This is a genomic window from Streptomyces sp. NPDC000404 (assembly GCF_040300365.1).
Classification (GTDB): domain Bacteria; phylum Actinomycetota; class Actinomycetes; order Streptomycetales; family Streptomycetaceae; genus Streptomyces; species Streptomyces ramulosus.
On sequence record NZ_JBEPDN010000005.1, the window covers coordinates 231198 to 251104 of the forward strand.

The 19907-nt window shown below is 74.0% G+C and carries 16 protein-coding genes and 1 pseudogene; 8 read left to right on the forward strand and 9 right to left on the reverse strand.

Going from position 1 to position 19907, the window contains the following annotated elements:
* Positions 1–37 precede the first annotated feature (37 nt).
* Positions 38–829 carry a GNAT family N-acetyltransferase gene (locus ABT345_RS11225; protein WP_345086280.1) on the reverse strand — a complete coding sequence of 264 codons (792 nt, stop codon included), beginning with the start codon at positions 827–829 and terminating at the stop codon, positions 38–40.
* A 202-nt stretch (positions 830–1031) separates the two neighbouring features.
* Between ABT345_RS11225 and lon the strand changes: the two genes are divergently transcribed.
* Positions 1032–3509 carry an endopeptidase La gene (gene lon, locus ABT345_RS11230; RefSeq protein WP_345086278.1) on the forward strand — a complete coding sequence of 826 codons (2478 nt, stop codon included), beginning with the start codon at positions 1032–1034 and terminating at the stop codon, positions 3507–3509.
* Between the two features lie 77 nt (positions 3510–3586).
* Here lon and ABT345_RS11235 read toward each other — a convergent pair whose 3' ends face one another.
* Positions 3587–4444, reverse strand: a complete 858-nt coding sequence (locus ABT345_RS11235; protein WP_345086276.1) for a lysozyme — start codon at positions 4442–4444, stop codon at positions 3587–3589.
* A gap of 433 nt (positions 4445–4877) precedes the next feature.
* Between ABT345_RS11235 and ABT345_RS11240 the strand changes: the two genes are divergently transcribed.
* Positions 4878–5372, forward strand: coding sequence for a MarR family winged helix-turn-helix transcriptional regulator (locus ABT345_RS11240; RefSeq protein ID WP_345086274.1), 495 nt, complete (start codon positions 4878–4880; stop codon positions 5370–5372).
* 80 nt (positions 5373–5452) lie between these two features.
* Here the strand turns inward: ABT345_RS11240 and ABT345_RS11245 are convergent, their stop codons facing one another.
* Positions 5453–6298 carry a hypothetical protein gene (locus tag ABT345_RS11245; protein ID WP_345086272.1) on the reverse strand — a complete coding sequence of 282 codons (846 nt, stop codon included), beginning with the start codon at positions 6296–6298 and terminating at the stop codon, positions 5453–5455.
* 608 nt (positions 6299–6906) lie between these two features.
* On the opposite strand from ABT345_RS11245, the gene ABT345_RS11250 reads away from it, so the two are divergent.
* The 5 genes from ABT345_RS11250 (at position 6907) to ABT345_RS11270 (ending at position 12748) form a co-directional block, all read left to right on the forward strand.
* Positions 6907–9879: a sensor histidine kinase gene (locus tag ABT345_RS11250; RefSeq protein WP_345086270.1), complete on the forward strand. Its 2973-nt coding sequence runs from the start codon at positions 6907–6909 to the stop codon at positions 9877–9879.
* Positions 9879–10367, forward strand: coding sequence for a roadblock/LC7 domain-containing protein (locus tag ABT345_RS11255; RefSeq protein WP_345086268.1), 489 nt, complete (start codon positions 9879–9881; stop codon positions 10365–10367). Before ABT345_RS11250 ends, ABT345_RS11255 begins: the two co-directional genes overlap by 1 nt.
* On the forward strand, positions 10364–10765 hold the full coding sequence (locus ABT345_RS11260) for a DUF742 domain-containing protein (RefSeq protein ID WP_345086266.1): 402 nt from the start codon (positions 10364–10366) through the stop codon (positions 10763–10765). Before ABT345_RS11255 ends, ABT345_RS11260 begins: the two co-directional genes overlap by 4 nt.
* A 73-nt stretch (positions 10766–10838) precedes the next feature.
* Complete coding sequence (locus tag ABT345_RS11265) at positions 10839–11420, forward strand: GTP-binding protein (protein ID WP_051739329.1); 582 nt, start codon at positions 10839–10841, stop codon at positions 11418–11420.
* Positions 11421–11485: 65 nt separating this feature from the next.
* A complete protein-coding gene (locus tag ABT345_RS11270) occupies positions 11486–12748 on the forward strand; it encodes a styrene monooxygenase/indole monooxygenase family protein (RefSeq protein ID WP_345086264.1) in 1263 nt (420 codons plus the stop codon).
* Positions 12749–12787: 39 nt separating this feature from the next.
* Here ABT345_RS11270 and ABT345_RS11275 read toward each other — a convergent pair whose 3' ends face one another.
* From ABT345_RS11275 to ABT345_RS11295, 5 genes and pseudogenes are all read right to left on the reverse strand, one after another.
* Entirely contained in the window at positions 12788–14008 is a 1221-nt protein-coding gene (locus ABT345_RS11275) for an NlpC/P60 family protein (protein ID WP_345086262.1), read from the reverse strand.
* 230 nt (positions 14009–14238) lie between these two features.
* A pseudogene (locus ABT345_RS11280) lies at positions 14239–15246 on the reverse strand (chitinase); the annotation flags it as partial.
* A 472-nt stretch (positions 15247–15718) separates the two neighbouring features.
* Positions 15719–15985 (reverse strand): DUF8847 domain-containing protein, encoded by a 267-nt coding sequence (locus tag ABT345_RS11285; protein ID WP_345086260.1) that lies wholly within the window; start codon positions 15983–15985, stop codon positions 15719–15721.
* 158 nt (positions 15986–16143) lie between these two features.
* Positions 16144–16884, reverse strand: a complete 741-nt coding sequence (locus ABT345_RS11290; protein WP_345086258.1) for a TetR/AcrR family transcriptional regulator — start codon at positions 16882–16884, stop codon at positions 16144–16146.
* 72 nt (positions 16885–16956) lie between these two features.
* Complete coding sequence (locus ABT345_RS11295) at positions 16957–17904, reverse strand: AurF N-oxygenase family protein (RefSeq protein ID WP_345086256.1); 948 nt, start codon at positions 17902–17904, stop codon at positions 16957–16959.
* A gap of 221 nt (positions 17905–18125) precedes the next feature.
* On the opposite strand from ABT345_RS11295, the gene ABT345_RS11300 reads away from it, so the two are divergent.
* Positions 18126–19301, forward strand: a complete 1176-nt coding sequence (locus tag ABT345_RS11300; RefSeq protein WP_345086254.1) for a ferritin-like domain-containing protein — start codon at positions 18126–18128, stop codon at positions 19299–19301.
* Positions 19302–19382: 81 nt separating this feature from the next.
* Here the strand turns inward: ABT345_RS11300 and ABT345_RS11305 are convergent, their stop codons facing one another.
* Positions 19383–19856, reverse strand: a complete 474-nt coding sequence (locus ABT345_RS11305; RefSeq protein WP_345086252.1) for a VOC family protein — start codon at positions 19854–19856, stop codon at positions 19383–19385.
* Positions 19857–19907: the final 51 nt, after the last annotated feature.

The window sequence follows — 19907 nt, forward strand, 5'->3', positions numbered from 1 at the left end:
CGCCCCGCCCGCCCGCCCCGCCGCTCCCCGGGACGGCTCATCCGCCGCCGGGCGTCCACACGTACGGCGTGGTCGTGGTGACGGCGTGGAAGCCGAGCCGGCGCAGGATCGGGGCGCTGGCGGCGGAGGCGTCGACCTGGAGGAGGTCCGCGCCGTGCGCCACCGCGAGCATGGCGCGGGCGGAGACCAGGGCGCGGTAGATGCCGCGGCCGCGCCAGGCGGGCAGCGTCGAGCCGCCCCACAGGCTCGCGAAGCCGGAGCCGGGCCGCAGCACCAGCCAGCCCGCCGAGACCACCTCGCCCGCGGCCTCCGCCACCAGCACGGCGATGGCGTCCGGGGCGGCCGCGACGCGGGCGATCAGGTCGTCGGCCAGCCAGCCGTGGTCGTCGCCCCAGGCCGCCGTCTCCATCGCCGCGATGCGCCGCAGGTCGGCGTCGTCGGTGACCTGACGCAGCGTGACGCCCTCGGGGAGCACCGGGTCCCCGGCCAGCTCCCGGGCGCGGCCCATGAGCACCGTCTCCGGCTCCTCGGGCACGAACCCGGCGGCCCGCAGCCGCTCGGGGAGGTCCGCCGGCCGGTCGTGGCCGCGGGTCTTCCACTCCACGGCCTCGCCCCGGGCGGCGAACACCGCGCACTGCCGGGCGATCAGCGCGTCCAGCTCGGCGCCGCCGACGCCCAGGTCCGGCGGGCCGCTGAGGAAGCCGCGGAACTGTCCGGTCAGCCGCGTCAGCGGCCCGTCCTGCTCCTGGGTGACGCCCCGGGGAAGGTCCGGCGGGGTGCCCCGCATCCGCTCGTCGTAGGCCGCGAGCAGGCCGTCGATGTCCGTCACGGTTCGACGGTACGAGGGCCGGCAAGCGGTTTTCCGGCGGCGCTCGGGCGGGCCACGGATGCCGCAGCGGGGAGCGGGCCGCGCGGCCGTCGCGGCGGACCGCGACCCGCTGATCGCTCACGGCGAACACGGAAGGGGGAACAACTCCCCGCCCTCCCGCATTGAGTGGGTACAGCTCAACTTGCCTGCCGAAGGGGAGATCATGGCTTCGTCGTCCCACACGCTCACTCTGCCGGTGCTGCCCCTCGATGACGAGGTGGTCCTGCCCGGGATGGTCGTGCCGCTGGACCTGTCGGACGCCGACGTACGGGCCGCCGTCGAGGCCGCGCAGTCCGCCGCCGTCCAGGGCAACAAGCCGGAGGTGCTGCTTGTGCCCCGGGTCGACGGCACCTACGCCGCGATCGGCACGCTCGGACGGATCGAGCAGGTCGGCCGGTTGTCCGACGGCGACCCGGGCGCGCTCATCCGCGGGCTGCGCCGGGTGCGCATCGGCTCCGGCACCACCGGCCCGGGCGCCGCCCTGTGGGTCGCGGGCAGCGCCGTCGAGGAGACGGTGCCGGGCGCCACCGACGGCGAGGGCGGCCGCACCCTGCCCGGCGCCGTGACCGAGCTGGTCACCGAGTACAAGGCGCTGGCCACCAGCTGGCTGCGCAAGCGCGGCGCCTGGCAGGTCGTCGACCGCGTCCAGCAGATCGAGGACGTCGCCGCCCTCGCCGACAACGCCGGCTACTCGCCGTTCCTCACCGTCGAGCAGAAGGTCCGCCTGCTGGAGACCACCGACCCGGTCGCCCGGCTGAAGTTCGCCACCGAGACGCTCCGCGACCATCTGGCCGAGCAGGACGTCGCCGAGTCCATCGCCAAGGACGTCCAGGAGGGCGTCGACAAGCAGCAGCGCGAATTCCTGCTGCGGCGGCAGCTGGAGGCGGTCCGCAAGGAGCTGTCCGACCTGACCGGCGACGACGCTGACGAGAGCGGCGACTACCGCTCCCGCGTCGAGGCCGCGGCCCTGCCCGAGGACGTCCGCAAGGCCGCGCTCAAGGAGGTCGACAAGCTGGAGCGGGCCGGCGACCAGAGCCCCGAGGGCCCCTGGATCCGCAACTGGCTCGACACCGTCCTCGAACTGCCGTGGAACGAACGGACCGAGGACGCCTACGACATCCCCGGCGCCCGCGCCGTGCTGGACGCGGACCACGCCGGTCTGGAGGACGTCAAGGAGCGGATCACCGAGTACCTGGCGGTCCGCAAGCGCCGCGCCGAACGCGCCGCCGCCGACGACGCCGGCGCCGGGACCGCTTCCGGCGGCGGGCGCCGCGCCGGGGGCGCCGTGCTGGCGCTGGTCGGCCCGCCCGGCGTCGGCAAGACCTCGCTCGGCGAGTCCGTCGCCCGCGCCATGGGCCGCTCCTTCGTCCGGGTGGCGCTCGGCGGCGTCCGCGACGAGGCGGAGATCCGCGGCCACCGGCGGACGTACGTCGGCGCGCTGCCCGGCCGCATCGTCCGGGCGATCAAGGAAGCCGGTTCGATGAACCCGGTGGTGCTGCTCGACGAGATCGACAAGGTCGGCTCCGACTACCGCGGCGACCCCGCGGCGGCCCTCCTGGAGGTCCTCGACCCGGCGCAGAACCACACCTTCCGCGACCACTACCTGGAGGTCGAACTCGACCTCAGCGACGTGGTGTTCCTCGCCACCGCCAACGTCCTCGACGCCATCCCCGGACCGCTGCTCGACCGGATGGAGCTGGTGCGGCTGGACGGCTACACCGAGGACGAGAAGATCGTCATCGCCCGCGACCACCTGCTCCCGCGCCAGCTGGAGCTGGCCGGACTCGCGCCCGGCGAGGTCACGCTGAGCGACGACGCGCTGCGCAGCCTGGCCGGCGAGTACACCCGCGAGGCGGGCGTGCGGAACCTGGAGCGCGCGGTGGCCCGGCTGCTGCGCAAGGTGGCCGCCCGCCACGAACTGGGCGAGCAGGAGCTGCCGTTCACCGTCACCGCCGAGGAGCTGCGCCCGCTGATCGGACGGCCGCACCACACGCCGGAGTCGGCGCAGGACCCGGCCGTGCGGCGGACCGCCGTGCCCGGGGTCGTCACCGGACTCGCGGTCACCGGCGCCGGCGGCGACGTGCTCTATGTCGAGGCGTCGCTCGCCGACCCGGAGACCGGCGCCTCGGGTCTGACGCTCACCGGTCAGCTCGGCGACGTGATGAAGGAGTCGGCGCACATCGCGCTGTCGTTCCTGCGCTCGCGCGGCGCGGAGCTGGAGCTGCCGGTCGGCGACCTCAAGGAGCGCGGCGTCCATCTGCACGTACCGGCCGGCGCCGTCCCGAAGGACGGGCCGAGCGCGGGCGTCACGATGACCACCGCGCTGGCCTCGCTGCTCTCCGGCCGTCAGGTGCGGCCGGACGTGGCGATGACCGGTGAGGTGTCGCTGACGGGGCGGGTGCTGCCGGTCGGCGGGATCAAGCAGAAGCTGCTGGCCGCGCACCGCGCCGGCATCACCACGGTGATCATCCCGCAGCGCAACGCACCGGATCTGGACGACGTCCCCGAGGAGGTCCTGCGGGCCCTCGACGTCCGGCCGGTCACCGATGTGCGCACGGTGTTGGAGCTGGCGCTGACCGACGCGGCCACGCCGGTCCGCGCCCCGGGCGCGGCGGACGGTGCGGTGCCCGCCGCGGCGTGACGGACGCGACGGGCACCGCACCCCGGAAGAGGGGCCCCTCCCGCAACGCGCGGGAGGGGCCCTTCTTCGCGCCGGGATCAGCCGTTGGCGAGCGCCTGCAGCCGGTCGTACGCGCCGTTGAAGGAGTTGTGGTCCCCGACGTACGGGCCGGTCGAGGTGTACTGCCAGATGGTGTGGAAGCCCCAGCCGCCCGGGAGTTCACCGACCGACGAGCCGTAGCGCGGCACCCACAGCGGGTTGATGCTGCCGAAGCTCGTGTTGTTGCCGGTGCACTGCTTCCACCAGCTGGTGGAGGTGTAGATGACGGCGTCGCGGCCGGTGCGCGACTTGTAGGTCGCGAACCAGTCCTTCATCCAGTTGACGAGCCCGGCGGCGCTCATGCCGTAGCAGGTGTCGCCGTACGGGTTGTACTCCATGTCCAGCGCGCCCGGCAGGGTCTTGCCGTCCTTGGACCAGCCGCCGCCGTGGTCGACGAAGTAGTTGGCCTGGGCGGCGCCGCTGGAGGTGTTCGGCGTGGCGAAGTGGTACGCGCCGCGGATCATGCCGACGTTGTACGAGCCGTTGTACTGCTGCGCGAAGGAGGGGTTGGTGTAGCTCGTCGACTCCGTCGCCTTGACGTACGCGAACTTCACGCCGCTGTTCCAGAGCGTCGTCCAGTCGACGCTGCCCTGGTGACCGCTGACGTCGACACCCTCGACGCCGGCGAGCAGCCCGGTCGCCGGCCGGTCGGAGCCGGTGCCCTCGTGTGCGGCGATCTGCGATCCGGCCCAGTCCTGGGCGGGGTGGGAGGGTTCGGGCGCGTCCTTGGCGGGCGTCGCGGCGGCCGTGGCGCTGCCGGGCAGGCCCACCAGCAGCGCGAGGGTCGCGAGCAGGGAGCCGGCCGCGGTGGCCAGGGTGCGGGTGCGGTGGGGTGAGCCCGACCTGTGCACGAGCATGCGTGCCTCCGGTTTTCGTCCGAGGTGACCTGAGGGGGGATACGGAGCCGCGGCGGACCACGGCCCCGGTGTCACGCGCCACCGGGGTACGGCGGCGACCGCCGCGGGGCGCGGCGGGGTGCGGTGCGTGGTGCGGAAGTGCAGGTGCCGACGTGCGGAAGTGCCGAGGTGCGAAGGTGCGGTGGTGCGGCGGTGCGACGTACGCGGTGCGCGCGGGCGCCGTCGGTGCGGACGCCGTGCGCGGACCGGGCAGGCCCGGCACCTGACTTGGTGTGGCCATGCCAGAAATGACGATACGCGCGTAGACCGCGGCGATAAAAGGGGGACGCGGGGCTGCCGTTGGTCTAATCCTGCGAAATACTGGCCAAGCTGCGGCTTCGGCGGCGGCAAGCGGAAACTTTTCACGAACGGAAACGCCGGAAAGGGTGCTGACGTGCACAACACCGGAGCCGACGGAGCGGCGGACCACGGCGACGCGGCGGGTGTGGACCACGTATTCCTCGCCCTGGAGCGCGAATTGGCGGTGTTCCTGCGCCGGGCCCGCGCCTCCTCCGGCGAGCTGGCCCGCGAGGTCCACCCCGGCATGGAGCCCGCCGCGTACGGCCTGCTGGTGCGCCTCTCCGACGCCGGGGCGCAGCGCGCCACCGACCTGGCCGGGTACTTCGGCGTCGGCAAGGCGACGATGAGCCGCCAACTGCGCGCCCTCGAAGGGCTCGGCCTGGTCACCCGCGAGCCCGACCCCGCCGACGGCCGCGCCGTCCTGGTCCGCCTCACCGACGAGGGCCGCGACCGCTACTGCCGGGCCCGCCTCGCCCGCCGCGCCCGCTACGCCCGCCGCCTCGCCTCCTGGGAGCGCACCGAGGTCGCCGAGCTGAGCCGTCTGCTGCACCGCCTCAACGCCGAACAGGAGGGGGAGGACGCGTCGTAGCACGCGCCCCGGCGGGCGGCGCCGGGGGCGCGCGGTGTGTCCCCGCGCGCCGGGCGGCCGCCGCCCGCCGCCTGCCGCCCTCACGGCTCCACGTGCACCACCGCCGCGTCGTCCCGCGCCTTGCCGCGCGGGAAGGCGGCGCCCGCCGGGTCCGCCGCCTCCGCCGCGCGGACCGCGTCGATCAGCGCCTGCGGCCCCTCGCGCGCCACCAGCGCCGCGCACTCCTGCCAGGACCCCTCGCGGAACACCTCGACCCAGCGCCCGGCGCCGTCGCTGAGCGCGGTCACCGCCCGCACCTCGGAGCGCGGGGTGCACCCGGTGACCGCCCGGGCGGCCACCGACGGATCGGCCGCCGCGGTGAAGAACCCGCCCTCGGCGTTGCGCAGCGCCTCGACGGAGCGGACATACGCGCGGGCGGCCGCGGTCCGCCCGGCCGAGCCGCGCGGCAGCGCCCGCAGCGCCTCGCGCTCGGCACGGACCGCCGGGGTCAGCTCGTCGAGCCGGGTGTCGAGCACCGGCACCACGCCGCCGTCCGCGCCCGTCAACAACAGGGCCGAATCGGAGAGTACGAGGTGCTCGACGCTCTCGTCGGACCAGCGCACGGCCACTACTGTGGCCTGCGGAGTGCGGGGGTGAGAAAGGTCACATGTCGACCGGTGAACGGCAGCGGTCCGGGAGATGGCTGCCGCGAGCACCTCAGGGAGCGTCATGTCCCGGTGCGAAACCGACAGTTCGAGCATCGCGCCCCCCAGGCGCGCGGTGAACCACGGCACGGTGTGGAGGCAGCCGTAGCCGCCCTCGGGCGGGGTCACGCCGTCCAGCAGCACCAGGCTTCCTCCCTGGCCGGACGCGGGCAGGGCGACGGAAGCGTAGTCCTCGTTTGGGTGTTGGGGATCGCCCGGTGCGACGGCGAGTTCGATGCGCATGCCGGGCAGTCTGCCGGAGCGCCGCCGGGCGGCGGCGGTGGCGGCGCCGCGCGGGCGGGTGGCCGGCGACCTGCCCTCCGGCGCCCGCGACGGGGCACCTTGTGCGGGGGCGCGCGCGATGCGGGCGGGCATCTTTGCAGGAGCCGACCGGTTCTCCAAACGCACCGCAACGTTGCGCCGGGTTGCATCGAGAATCGGCCATGCACGGAAGTTGATGGTCAACTTCCGATTGATGTTCACTCATTCGCGTGGCCGGGCAAGTGTTGCCGAGCCACTGCGCGGAGCCGGTGGAAAGGTCGCTTCCCGGATCATGGGGGGCGGGCCGGGACATACGTCGCGCCGCGCAAAGCCGGGCTGTTTCCCTTCGCGGAAGTGTGCACTGCTGCGGTTTCGCGCAGGTTCGCCCCGCGAGCGGAAACCGAGCCGGACCCGCGCGCCACTCGGCGTGGGCAGGCGAGACAGGAATGCGAGCAGCGGTGCGGAAGAAGCGGCTTCGGGGCAGCGCAGGGAAGCCGGGAACGCCGGCCCGACCGGTCCCGGTACCGGACACGGGCCAAGGCCCCGGCACGACGACCGGTGGTGACCCCGCGGGCAGGCGCCCCGCGCGGGTGCGCAACCGCCTGATGGGCGCGGTGGCGGTGGTCGCGGTCGCCGTCGCAGGCGCCGGTGCCCCCGGCATCAGCGCCGCGGTGGACGACACCCACACCAGCCAGCGCCTCGTCGACCTCGCCCAACTCGACTCACGGGCGATAGCGCTGTCCCACTCCCTGGCGGACGAGCGCGACACCATGACGTCGTACATCGCCACCGGACGGGCCGGCAGCACCGCCGCCGGCTACGAACCGCTGCGCTCCCGCGTCGACCGGCAGCTGCGCGATCTGCGCGCCGCCGCCCAGAACGCGTCCGGCGAGACCGCCGTCTACGCCGCCGCCGAGAAGCAGCTCGCCACCCTGCCGCAGATCCGTCAGGAGGCCCTGGCGGGGCCCGCGACCGCGCAGTCCACCTACGAGGCGTACACCCGCGCCCTCCAGGCGCTCGGTGCCATCGCCGACGACATCGCCCGCTCGCTGCCCGGACGCGCGGACGCCGACGACGCCGACACCCGTGCGCTGCCCGCGCTCGGCCGCGCCGTCGAACAGGCCGCCGGGACCCGCGCGCTGCTGCTCGCCGCGCTGCGGGCCGGGGGCGAGCAGCCTCAGCTGACCGCCGCCGCCCAACTCGCCCACCTGCGCGAACAGGGCTCCCTCGCGGACTTCTCGCAGACCGCGGCCGAGCGCACCCAGGACCGCTACGACGCCACCGTCAACGGCGCGGACGTCACCACCGCCGAGCGGTACCTCACCCGCCTCACCGACCAGCCGCGGATGGACGCCGCCGACGCGGCGCTCAGCCGCTCGCGGGTGCAGGCCACCCTCACCGCCCGGATCGACCTGATGCGCGGCGTCGAGTCGGCCCTGGCCACCCAGGAGATCCAGCGCCTGTCCGCCCTGCGCGACGACGACGTCACCGCGCTGGAGGTGGAGATCGCCCTGGTCGGCGCCTGCCTGCTGCTGGCGCTCGGCGTCGCGATCTCCGCCGCCCGCTCCATGACCCACCCGCTGGCCGCGCTGCGGCTCGGCGCCAAGCGGGTCGCCGCGGATCCGGCGCACGAGGAGCCCATCGCCTTCAAGGGCCGCAACGACGAGTTCGCCGCCGCCGTCCGCTCCGTCAACGCCCTGCACGCACAGGTCGCCGACGTGGCCCGGCGCACCGCCGAGATGGAGGGCGAGCGCGGCCGGCTGATCACCGCCCGGCAGCGGCTGGCCGACGAGCGCGAGGTGATCGACCGCGAGCGCGAGGCGCTGCGGGCCGAGGTCGCGGAGCTGACCGAGCGGCTGGCGACGCTGCGCACCGGTGTGCACGGCCGGTACGTCAACCTCGCGCTGCGCACCATCAGCCTGGTCGAGCGTCAGCTCCACGTCATCGAGTCGATGGAGGAGCAGGAGCAGGACCCCGAGGCCCTGGAAACGCTCTACAAGCTCGACCACTTCGCCGCGCAGATGCGCCGCAACAGCGAGAACCTGCTGGTCCTGGCCGACACCGAACACGGCACCAGCAACGCGGGCCCGGTGCCGCTGCTGGACGTGCTGCGCGCCTCGGTCAGCGAGATCGAGCGCTACGACCGGGTGATCATCCAGTCGCTGCCGCCGCACGCCCAGCTCGCCGGGTTCGCCGCCGACGACATCAGCCACCTGGTCGCCGAACTCCTGGAGAACGCCACCGCCTTCTCCCCGCCGGAGGCCCATGTCGAGCTGTCCGGCTGGCTGCTGGAGACCGGTGAGCTGATGCTCTCGGTGCAGGACGAGGGCATCGGCATGACCGCCGAGCGCCTCGCCGAGCTGAACGACCGGCTCGCCGACGCGGAGGCCGCCTCGACCTCCGAGACCATCGACGAGTCCCTGGGCCTGGGCCTGTACGTCGTGGTGCGGCTCGCCGCCCGGCACGGCGTCCGGGTGCAGCTGCGCGCCCAGCAGCAGGGCGGCGTGACCGCCGTCGTGGTGCTGCCCGGCTCGATCCTGCCGACCCGCCCGGGCCCGGTGAACACCCGCGCGGGCACGCCCTCGCCCACCGGCCCGATGCTGCCCGGTTCGGCCGCCGAGGCGAACTCCAACGCGCTCCAGTCGCGGGTGCCGCGCGCCGACCCGTCGGCCCTGCCGAAGCGCGGCGGGGCCCCCGTGCAGCCCGCCGTGGCCCCCGCCCCGCAGGCCGACCCGCTGGTCGCGGCGGCCGAGCGCGCCATCGACGCGGCCGGCCTCCCCGACCGCGGCGCCCCCACGCCGCAGGCCCCCGCGGGCCCGCAGACGCCGGCCCCGCAGGCCCAGGCCCCGGCTCCCCGGGCGCCGATAGCGCCGCAGGCGCAGGCCCCGGGTGCGGCGCAGGCCCCGCAGGCGCCCGGCCCGCAGGCGCCCGGCCCGCAGGCGCCGGTCACCCAGGTCGGTCCGGACGCGTCCGGCGGCCGCCCGGCCCCGGCCGGTCCCGTCGCCCCGTACGTCGAGGCGCCCGCCGCGGACGGCGGCAGCCCGTACGGTCCGATGTCGTCCGGCCCCTACGCCGCGCCCGGCACCGGCAGCCACCGCAGGCCGGAGCCCGCGGCGCCCGCCGACCCGTACGCCATCGGGCCCGACCAGCACTCCCGGCCCGCGCCGGCCGCGGAGCCCGGCCCGGCCGCCGCGCCGCACGCCGGACAGGCCGCGCCGGACGCCGGTGAGGCCGCGGTGCCCGAGCAGCGCCGCACCGACATGGGCCTGCCCAAGCGCACGCCCAAGGTCGTGACGCCGAAGGCGAACACCGCCGCGCCGCGCAAGACCGGCAAGGCCAACGCGGAGGCGCTGCGCCGGCGGCTCGGCGGCTTCCAGCAGGGGGCACGCTCCGGACGCCGCGAGGTCGAGGCGGAGTTCGCCGGCGCTCCCGGGGGACCCGGCGGCGCGCCGCAGCCCGCGGCGCCGCAGGACGGGGCCGGGCAGCAGACCAGCTCACAGATGGACACCGACGGAGCGGGGGCCCCGGGGAAGAGCCACGTTGTCGAGGAGGCACGCGATTGATGGCCCAAGCGCCCATTGCCCACGGAGCAGGCCGGAGCACCCAGGCCCGGAACCTGCACTGGCTGCTGACCAATCTTGTCGACGAGGTCCCGGGGATCCTCTCCGTCGCCGTCGTCTCCTCCGACGGTCTGCTGCTGCTCTCCTCCGACCCCGGTCGGAACGAGGCGGCGTACGCGGAGGACGGTGAGGGGCCCCGCGGCTCCAGCGCGGACCTCGCCACCATCGTCTCCGGACTCGGCAGCCTCACCGCCGGTGCCGCCAAGCTGATGTCCGGCGGGCTGGTCAAGCAGACCATGGTCACCATGGACGAGGGCAGTCTCTTCGTGATGTCGATCAGCGACGGTTCGCTGCTCGGCGTGCACGCGACGCCGGACTGCGACATGAGCATCATCGCCTACCACATGGCGCTCTTCGTCGGCCGTGCCGGACATGTCCTCACCCCCGAACTCCGCAGCGAATTGCGTAAGTCGATGGAGAGCGCCCAGTGAGCACCACACCCCAACTCCCCGTGCGCGGCGGGGACCGTAAACCCGCGCGTGTACGACCGTATTCACTGACCGGCGGCCGGACCCGCTTCGGTCACGTCCTGCTCGTCGAGACCATCGTGGCGGCGCTCGACGCCTCCCCCGAGCGGCCGGAGCTGACCTCCGGTGGCTGGGGCGACCGGGTCATGCCGGAGATGCGCGCCATCGTGGAGCTGTGCCGCCGGATGCGTTCGGTGGCGGAGATCTCCGCGCTGCTCAAGATGCCGCTCGGCGTGGTCCGGGTGCTGCTGAGCGACCTCGCCGACCAGGGAAAGATCCGCGTCTACGGCACCGGTCACGGCACCGGCCGGCCCGACCGCGCGCTGCTGGAAAGGGTGCTGAGTGGACTTCACAGGCTCTGACACGATAACGGCCGGTGCGGCGGGCGCCGACGGCGTGGACCTGTTCGCCGGTGGTGCGCAGTCCGCCGCCGACATGGGCCTGCAGAGCTGGCAGACCGACCGCTCGCGGGCCCCGATCTCCACGAAGATCGTGGTCGCCGGTGGCTTCGGCGTCGGCAAGACCACCTTCGTCGGCTCGGTCTCGGAGATCACCCCGCTGCAGACCGAGGCGGTGATGACGCAGGCCAGCGCCGAGACGGACGATCTGACCGCCACGCCGGAGAAGAAGACCACCACGGTCGCGATGGACTTCGGCCGCATCACGCTCGACGAGGAGCTGGTGCTCTACCTGTTCGGCACGCCCGGACAGCAGCGCTTCTGGTTCATGTGGGACGACCTGGTGCGCGGCGCGATCGGCGCGATCGTGATGGCGGACACCCGGCGCCTTGAGGACTGCTTCCCGGCGCTCGACTACTTCGAGAGCTGCCAGCTGCCCTACGTCGTCGCCGTCAACCACTTCGAGGGGACACCGATGTACGCGGTGGAGGACGTGCGGGACGCGCTGACCGTGCCGCCGCACGTACCCATCGTGATCATGGATGCGAGGAATCGGCCCACGGTCGTCGAATCGCTGCTGGCACTGGTCGGCCACGCGCTGGCCGAAACGCCCGAATAGGCTGCCGCCGGCACCGATCCACCCCCCTCCCCGAAGCAGCAGCAAACGCAGAGAAGAGCACCGCCATGCGGAAGATACTCGTCGTGGGAGCCGGCCAGTCCGGCCTCCAGCTCGCCCTTGGCCTCCAGTCCAAGGGGTACGAGGTCACCCTGATGTCCAACCGCACCTCCGACGAGATCCGCTCCGGCCGGGTCATGTCGACGCAGTGCATGTTCCACACCGCCCTCCAGCACGAGCGCGACCTCCAGCTCAACTTCTGGGAGAGCCAGGCGCCGCGCATCGAGGGCCTGGGCGTCTCGGTCGCCGCCCCCGGCAGCTTCCAGTCGCCCGAGGGCTCGCAGCGCGCCATCGACTGGGTCGGCAAGCTCGACGGCTACGCCCAGTCCGTCGACCAGCGGGTCAAGATGGCCGGCTGGATGGAGACCTTCGCGCAGCGCGGCGGTCAGCTCGTCATCCACGGCGCGGCAGTCTCCGACCTGGACTTCTTCGCCAGCCGCTACGACCTGACGCTGGTCTCGGCGGGCAAGGGCGAGCTGGTGTCGATGTTCGGCCGCGACGCGTCCCGGTCGCCCTACGACGCGCCGCAGCGCGCACTGGCCGTCGCCTACGTCCACGGCATGGGCCCGCGTCCGGAGCACCCCGAGTTCGACGCGGTGCGCTGCAATCTGGTGCCCGGCGTCGGCGAGCTGTTCGTCATGCCGACGTTCACCAACTCCGGCCGTGCCGACATCCTCTTCTGGGAGGGCATACCGGGCGGTCCGCTCGACGCGTTCCAGGGCGTCAAGGACCCCAACGAGCACCTGGCGCTCACCCTCGAACTGCTGGAGAAGTTCCTGCCCTGGGAGTACGCCCGCTCGACGAAGGTCGAACTGACCGACGCACAGGGCACGCTGGCCGGGCGGTACGCCCCGACCGTGCGCAACCCCATCGGCCGGCTGCCCTCCGGCGGTCTGGTCCTCGGTGTCGCGGACGTCGTCGTGGCCAACGACCCGATCACCGGCCAGGGCTCCAACTCCGCCTCCAAGTGCGCGGCCGCCTACCTCTCCTCCATCGTCGAGCGCGGTGACCAGCCGTTCGACGCGGAGTGGATGCAGGCCACCTTCGACCGCTACTGGCAGACCGCGCAGCACGTCACCAAGTGGACCAACGCGATGCTGGCGCCGCCGCCCGAGCACGTGCTGAACCTGCTCGGCGCCGCCGGCCAGATCCAGCCGGTCGCGGACCGCTTCGCCAACGGCTTCAACAACCCGGCCGACTTCGAGAACTTCTTCTTCGAGCAGGAGAAGGCCGAGGCGTACCTGGCGTCGTTCGGCGGCCCGGAGGCCTGATCCCGCAGCCGTCCGCCGCTTGTGTCCGCCGTCCCCGGCTCAGTGCCCGGGGGCGGCGGACCGCGCATATCCGGCGTCCGCCGCGCCGGAGGCCGGGCCGTGCGCGGTGATCTGGCGGGGCGCGGTGTAGCCGGTGACCGGCCGGTCGCCGGGGTCCGGGCGGACGGCGCCGAGCGGCGGGTTGGCGGCGAGCGGGGAGACGCGGACGGCGGTGCCCGGGCGCGGTGCCTGGACGACCTTTCCGTCGCCGAGGTAGAGCGCCACATGGGTCGCGCCGGGGAAGTAGACGACGAGGTCGCCGGGGCGCAGCCGGTTGAGCGGGACGTGCGGCAGCCGCTTCCACTGCTCCTGGCTGGTGCGCGGGATGGCCCGCCCGGCGTGCGACCAGGCCTGCGAGGTGAGGCCGGAGCAGTCGAACGCGTCGGGCCCGGTGGCGCCCCAGACGTACGGCTTGCCGACCTGGCGCAGCCCGTAGGAGATGGCCCGGTCGCCCGCGGACGAGGGGGCGCCCGCCGCGCCGAGCGCGCCCCGGGAGACCAGCGCCCGCTGGGCGGTGGCGGCGCCGTCGTTCTCCAGCCGGTCGAGGGTGGCGAGTTGGTCCTCGGAGAGCCCGGCGAGCAGCTTCTCGACCTCCTTGAGGCGGCTCTGTACGGCCGTCCGCTGCCGGGCGCGCTGTGCGGTGAGGGCGCGCTGCCGGTCGAGGGCGGCGTCCGCCTGCCGGGCGAGGGTGTCGGCCTGCCGCGCGCCGCGGGCCAGCCGGTCGACGGTGGCGGCGGCCTCGGCGGCGGCGGTGTGCAGCAGATGGCTGCGGTCCATGGCCTGCTCGGGGTCGTCGGCGAGCAGCACCCGGACGTACTGGGCGAGGGTGGCGGGACCGCCGCCCTGGTATTGCTGGCGGGCCAGCCGTCCGGCGTCGGCGCGGGCTCCGGCGAGCCGGGCCCGGGCCTGTTTCAGCCGGACGCCGAGGGTCTGCGCGCGTGCCTGGGTGGCCCGGAGGTCCTCCTGGGTGGCGTTGTACGCCTCGGTGGACTCCTCGGCCGAGCGGTAGAGGGCCTGGAGGCGGCGGAGGAGGGCGGCGGGGCTGTTGGCGTCCGGGGCCGGGCCGTCCGGGGCGGCGGGCGCACCGGCCGTCGCGGCCGGGTCCGGGGCGGGGGCGGCGGAGGCGGGGGCCGCGGGGCCGGCCAGCGCGGTGGCGCCGAGGAGCAGCGCGGCGCCGGCCGCTCGCAGGGTGCGCGACGACCGCGGTGCGGGACCGGACATCAGACCACCTCCGACGCCGGCGGCCGGGGCGCCGGGGTGCCCGGCGCTCCGGCCACCGGCCGTATCCGTGACGTGCGAACGGTGGGGATGCTGCCACGGTGGGTGGTGATTTCCGTACGAAGGCGGAGGAGGCGGGCGGTTGGCTCACCCGATCGGCGCCGGGCGGACCCGGTTCGCGGGGCGGGCCGTGGCCCGGGCGCGGGCCGTGGTGGGTGCTCGGCCCGCGGCGGTCAGCGGCCGAAGTAGGCGTCGAAGTTCTTCTGGAACTCCCAGTCGTTGAAGCGGTCCCAGTTGATCGACCAGGTCATCAGGCCGCCGAGGTCCGGCCAGGTGCCGTGCGGGGTGTAGCCGCCGCAGTCGGTCTTCTTGGTGAGGCAGTTGAGGGCCTTGGTGACGTCGCCGGTGGAGGTGTGGCCGTTGCCGGCGCTGGGCGAGGCGGGCAGGCCGATCGCGACCTGGGAGGGCTTGAGCGGCGGGAAGACCTTGTCCTTGTCGCCCGCGACGGGGAAGCCGGCGAGCAGCATGTCCGTCATCGCGATGTGGAAGTCGGCGCTGCCCATGGTGTGGTACTGCTCGTCCAGGCCCATGATCGGGCCGGAGTTGTAGTCCTGGACGTGCAGCAGCGTCAGATCGTCGCGGAGCGCGTGGATCACCGGCAGATACGCCCCGGCGCGCGGGTCCTGACCGCCCCAGGGCCCGGAGCCGTAGAACTGGTGGCCCAGCTGGACGAAGAAGGTCTCCGGCGCCATCGTCAGCGTGAACTTCTCGCCGTACTTCGCCTTGAGCGACTTCACCGCCGCGATGAGGTTGACGACGGAGGGCGTGGTGGGCTTGGTGAAGTCGGTGTCGCCGGTGTCGAGGGAGAGGGAGTGGCCCTCGAAGTCGATGTCGAGGCCGTCGAGCCCGTAGCGGTCGATGATGGCGCCGACGGACTTCACGAACGCGTCGCGGGCGGCGGCGGTGGTCAGCTGGACCTGGCCGTTCTGCCCGCCGATGGAGATCAGCACCTTCTTGCCGGCCGCCTGCTTCGCCTTGACCGCGGCCTTGAACTCGTCCTCGCTCTCCACGCCCGGGCACTCGCTCTGCGGGCAGAGGGAGAAGCGGATGTCGCCGGAGGTGGGGGAGGTCGGTTCGCCGAAGGCCAGGTCGATGATGTCCCAGCTGTCGGGGACGTCGGCGAGGCGGGTGTAGCCGGAGCCGTTGGCGAAGCTCGCGTGGAGGTAGCCGACGAGGGTGTGCCCGGCCGCGGCGGCGGGCCGGGCGGCGGGGGCGGGCGCCGGTGCGGCGTGTGCCGGTCCGGTGCCGGCCAGGGCGGTGAGCGCCGCGGTGGTGGCGACGGCGGCGAGCGCGGCGGGCAGGGCGCGACGCCGGCGGGCGCGGCCGGAACGGGCGGGGCGGGGCGAGCCGGTGCGCATGGTGCTGCTCCTTCGGTCGACGGCGCGGAACGGTGGCACGGGGCGGTGCACGGGCGGTGGCGCGGTGCCGAGGCAGGGGAAGCCGCCCCTGAAGGGGTCGATCCGGTCAGGGAGGCGGGGCGGCTCCCCCGGGCAGGAAGCAAACAGGACTAGACCATTGGGTGTCAATGGTCCGGACCAGAGTGGGGTGGGGGTGAGGGGAGGGGGAGTTGGCGGGGGCGCGGCGGGGCGGTGGTGGAGCCGCGGCCCGTCGTCGGGCATGGCGGTGGGCGGTGGGCGCCCGCCCGCTGCCGTCTCAACTCGCCTTGCTCCAGGGCCACTTGAGCCGTCGCCGCCCCGCGTTCCCCTCGGGGTCGTACGCGTAGCGCCAGCCGCGGGGCAGGCCGAGGCGGCCGGGTGGGCCCGGGACGCGGCGGTAGACGTGCACCGTCGGCGGGGTGCCGTCGTCGTGCGGGACCGGCACGGTGTAGACCTTCGGCGGCCGGCCGGTGGCGTCGACGAGGACCGGCAGCACCCGGCCGTCCAGCGGGCCACCGGTGAACGGGGTGTTCTCGCTTCTCACCGGGCCAGTGTCACACCGGGGGAGCGGCGCGGCTCCGGCGCGCCGCGGTCCGGGGCGGCCGCATGGCGCCGCCCGGCCGCACGGCCTGCGCCGGGTCCGGGCCGCCTGCCCGGGGCGGGCCCGGCAGGCGGCCCCGCCCCGGGCAGGGGCGGTCGCCCTCAGAGCAGATGCCCCGCCTCGCCGAGCACCGGCAGGGCGCCGCGGGCCAGGGTGCCGAGGCGGCCCTCGCGGGGCTCCAGGGCCAGGGCCGCGCGCATCACGTGGGCCGTCTGCGGGTCGCGCGCCGCCGTGGAGGTCAGCAGCGCGACGAAGTGATCGACCAGCCAGTCCCGCAGTTCGCCCAGGTCGGGGTGTTTCTCCTCGTCCAGCCAGATCAGCGAGGCGGCCTCCACCGCCGTGATCCACATCCGGACCGTCATCCGCAGCCGCCGCCCCGGCTCCGGCGCGCCGAGGTGGCGCAGGATGTGGTCGGCCGCGGCGCGCCGGACCTCGTCCACGATCGCCGTCGTCCGGGACGTCTCGACCACGCTGCCGCCCTGGAGCAGCGCGCTGAACCCCGCGTCGTGCTCGTCGACGAAGGCGAGGTAGCGATCGAGGGCGTGCGAGAGGCGCTGGGTGAGCGGGCCGGTCTCCGGTTCGTCGAAGCAGCCTTCGAGGGCGTCGGCGGCGCTGCGCAGGGCCGCCTCGTACAGCTGCTGTTTGCCGCCGGGGAAGTAGCGGTAGACCAGCGGCCGGGAGACCCCGGCGGCGGTCGCGACGTCGTCGAGCGTGACGTCCTCGGGCGCGCGGTGGGCGAACAGTCCCAGCGCGGCGGCGAGGAGTTGGCTGCGGCGCTGCTCCACGCCCATCCTGCGGTAGGCCGGTCGGGGTACTGCTGGGGCGGTGCCGCTGCCGTTCATACCAGCAGGGTAACGGCCCGGGCTTCGCGGCTGCACAGACGCCCGGACCGCCGCCCGGCCGGTCCGCGCGGATCAGGCCAGCAGCCCGGAGCTGCGCCACAGCTTGCGGCCCGCGCCGCGCAGCACGCCGATCTCGTCGAGGAAGTCGGTCAGCCGCTTGGCGCCGGACTGCATCACCTCGCGGCGGTGTCCGCTCGCCCTGACCTGCGCGACGGCCTCGCGCCGGTCGAGCCCGACGTTGCTGTAGACCTGCGGGTTGACGAACGCGAGGGAGAACACCCGAGCCGCCTCGCCCGAGCTGATCCGGGTCAGCTCCCGCTCCCAGCGCGGCGCGGTCACCATCTGCCGCCGCAACTCCTCGCGGGCGTAGCGCACATGGCGGGCCTCCTCGACGACGTGGATGCGGGTCACCCCGCGCACCAGGGTCTGCACCCGCTCGTCCGGGAAGGTCAGCCGCTGCATCCAGTCCAGGATCTCCTCGCCGAGCAGGGTGCAGGCGAACGAACCGGGCGTGGTGGAGACGGTCTTCAGGATCCGGGCGAGGTTGTGGTTGAGGCGGGAGACCGGGTACGTGGGCGCGCCGGTGCGGGTGATCAGCCGGGCGAACATCTTCGAGTGGCGGCACTCGTCCGCGATCTCGGTGAGCGCGTAGCGGACGTGTGCGCTGGTCACCGGCTTGTCGTAGATATGACGCACCAGCAGCTGCATCAGGATGATCTCGAACCAGATGCCCAACGAGGCGAGTGAGGCGGCCTCGTGGTGGGAGAGGTCCTGTTGCTGCTCCACGGACATCCGGCGCCACATCGGCGTGTCGTAGAGGGAGACCAGCTCCGGCGGCCAGTACCACTTGCCCTCTTCGAGCGGGGCGTTCCAGTCGAGTTCGGCGTCGGGGTCGAAGGAGTGCTTGGCCGAGGAGTCGAGCAGCCGCTCGGCCACCTGCTCGCGGTCCTTGAGCAGCCCGAGGGCGTCCCGCAGCAGTTCGGTGTCCGGCACGGTCATCGCGGTCGTCGCGCTCGTCATGGCTGGGGCCACCTCGCTCATGGGGTTACCAACGGTCACCTCTTATAAGACTGCCTGTCAGTAAGCCCGTCAATCCCTCGCACGCGACTTCTTGACCCGCCGGTAAGGGCGTGTGAGCCTGCAGATGCCCCCGCCGCCGGGCCGCGCCGCACGACGTGCCCCGGCGGACGGGCGGAGCGTGACGACAGGCCCCAGCAGCCCGGTGAGCCGAGGAGACGCCCGTGTCGAGCCGCGAGACCTACACCCGAGAGCCGGGCGACCTCCTGTGGGAGGTCCCCGCCGCCGGCGCCGCCCGCTTCAGCTGGGAGTACGACGAGGGACGCGCCCGGCTCCTCGCCCTCTACCAGAAGGGCAAGGACAAGCAGTGGGACGCCACCACCCGCATCGACTGGGACCTGGAGGTCGACCCGTTCGACCCGCTCGGCACCCCCGACGAGGCGACCGCCCTGTACGGCACGCCGCATTGGGACCGGATGTCCGGGCGGGAGCGCGGCACGCTGCGGCAGCACTTCGCGTCCTGGCAGTTCAGCCAGTTCCTCCACGGTGAGCAGGGCGCCATGGTGTGCGCCGCGCGGATCACCGAGTCCGTGCCCGACCTCGACGCGAAGTTCTACTCGGCCACCCAGGCCATGGACGAGGCGCGGCACGCCGAGATCTACGGCCGCTTCCTGCACGAGAAGGTCCAGCTGCTCTACCCCGTCAACGACAGCCTCCAGGCCCTCCTCGGCGACACCCTGCGCGACGCCCGCTGGGACATGCCCTACCTCGGCATGCAGGTGCTCATCGAGGGCCTGGCGCTGGCCGCGTTCGGCATGCTCCGCGACACCACCACCAAGCCGCTGCCGCACCAGATCCTCGCCTACGTCATGCAGGACGAGGCCCGCCACGTCGCGTTCGGCCGGATGGCGCTGCGCGACTACTACCGGCAGCTCTCCGACGCCGAACTGCGCGAACGCGAGGAGTTCGTCATCGAGGGCTGCTATCTGATGCGGGACCGGCTGCGTGGTCTGGAGGTCCTGGAGAACTTCGGCATCCCGCGCGCGGAGGCCCTCGAACTCACCGAGCAGTCGGAGTTCCTGCACCTCTTCCGCAAGCTGCTCTTCAGCCGCATCGTGCCCTGCGTCAAGGACATCGGCCTGTGGGGCCCGCGGCTGCAACGCGCCTACGCCGACCTGGGCGTCCTCGATCTGGGCGCCGCGGAGCTGGACGCGCTGATGGCCCAGGACGAGGAGATCGCCGAGCAGCTGGACGCCCGGCGCTTCGCGGCCGAGGAGGCGGCCCGCACCGCGGAGGTCGCCGCGACGGTGGCGGAAGGGGCCGCGGCGGACGGAGCCGGGGAGGACGGAACCGCCGGGGAAGGGCACGGCGGGGGCGGGGGAGCGGCCGGGCGGGGCTGAGGGCTTCCCGGGCTCGGGCCGGGGCCGGGTGCCCGGCCGTCCCGCGGTTCCGGGGCTCGCCGCCGCGGCCCGCGGGCGGGCTCAGCCGCCGTCCGCCGCCGCCCGCAACGCCTCGACGTCGAGCTTCTGCATCCCCAGCATCGCCTGCAGTGCCCGCTGGGCGCGGGCCGGATCGGGGTCGGCCATCAGCTCCCCCAGCGCATCGGGGACCACCTGCCAGCACAGGCCGTAGCGGTCCTTGAGCCAGCCGCACGGGCCGGTGCGGCCGCCCTTGCCCAGGGCGTCCCAGTAGTAGTCGACCTCCGCCTGGTCCGCGCAGTTGATCAGCAGCGAGATCGCCTCGTCGAAGGTGAACTCCGGGCCGCCGTTGATCGCCGTGTACGGCTGCCCGTCCAGCTCGAAATCGACGGTCAGCACCGTCCCGGCCGGCCGCGGACCGGACTCGCCGTAGTACGAGACCTGGGTGATGCGGGAGTTGGGGAACACCGAGACGTAGAACTCGGCGGCGTCCCTGCCCTGGGTGTCGAACCAGAGATTCGGAGTGATCCTCGGCATCGTGCGCTCCTGCTGTCGGCGGGCGGGACACACGTCCCGCCCCCTGACAAC

Coding starts and splice junctions, on each gene's coding strand:
- lon (WP_345086278.1), top strand. CDS start 1,032: ATGGCTTCGTCGTCCCACACGCTCACTCTGCCGGTGCTGCCCCTCGAT.
- ABT345_RS11235 (WP_345086276.1), bottom strand. CDS start 4,444: ATGCTCGTGCACAGGTCGGGCTCACCCCACCGCACCCGCACCCTGGCC.
- ABT345_RS11245 (WP_345086272.1), bottom strand. CDS start 6,298: ATGCGCATCGAACTCGCCGTCGCACCGGGCGATCCCCAACACCCAAAC.
- ABT345_RS11255 (WP_345086268.1), top strand. CDS start 9,879: ATGGCCCAAGCGCCCATTGCCCACGGAGCAGGCCGGAGCACCCAGGCC.
- ABT345_RS11265 (WP_051739329.1), top strand. CDS start 10,839: ATGGGCCTGCAGAGCTGGCAGACCGACCGCTCGCGGGCCCCGATCTCC.
- ABT345_RS11270 (WP_345086264.1), top strand. CDS start 11,486: ATGCGGAAGATACTCGTCGTGGGAGCCGGCCAGTCCGGCCTCCAGCTC.
- ABT345_RS11275 (WP_345086262.1), bottom strand. CDS start 14,008: ATGTCCGGTCCCGCACCGCGGTCGTCGCGCACCCTGCGAGCGGCCGGC.
- ABT345_RS11290 (WP_345086258.1), bottom strand. CDS start 16,884: ATGAACGGCAGCGGCACCGCCCCAGCAGTACCCCGACCGGCCTACCGC.
- ABT345_RS11295 (WP_345086256.1), bottom strand. CDS start 17,904: ATGACGAGCGCGACGACCGCGATGACCGTGCCGGACACCGAACTGCTG.
- ABT345_RS11305 (WP_345086252.1), bottom strand. CDS start 19,856: ATGCCGAGGATCACTCCGAATCTCTGGTTCGACACCCAGGGCAGGGAC.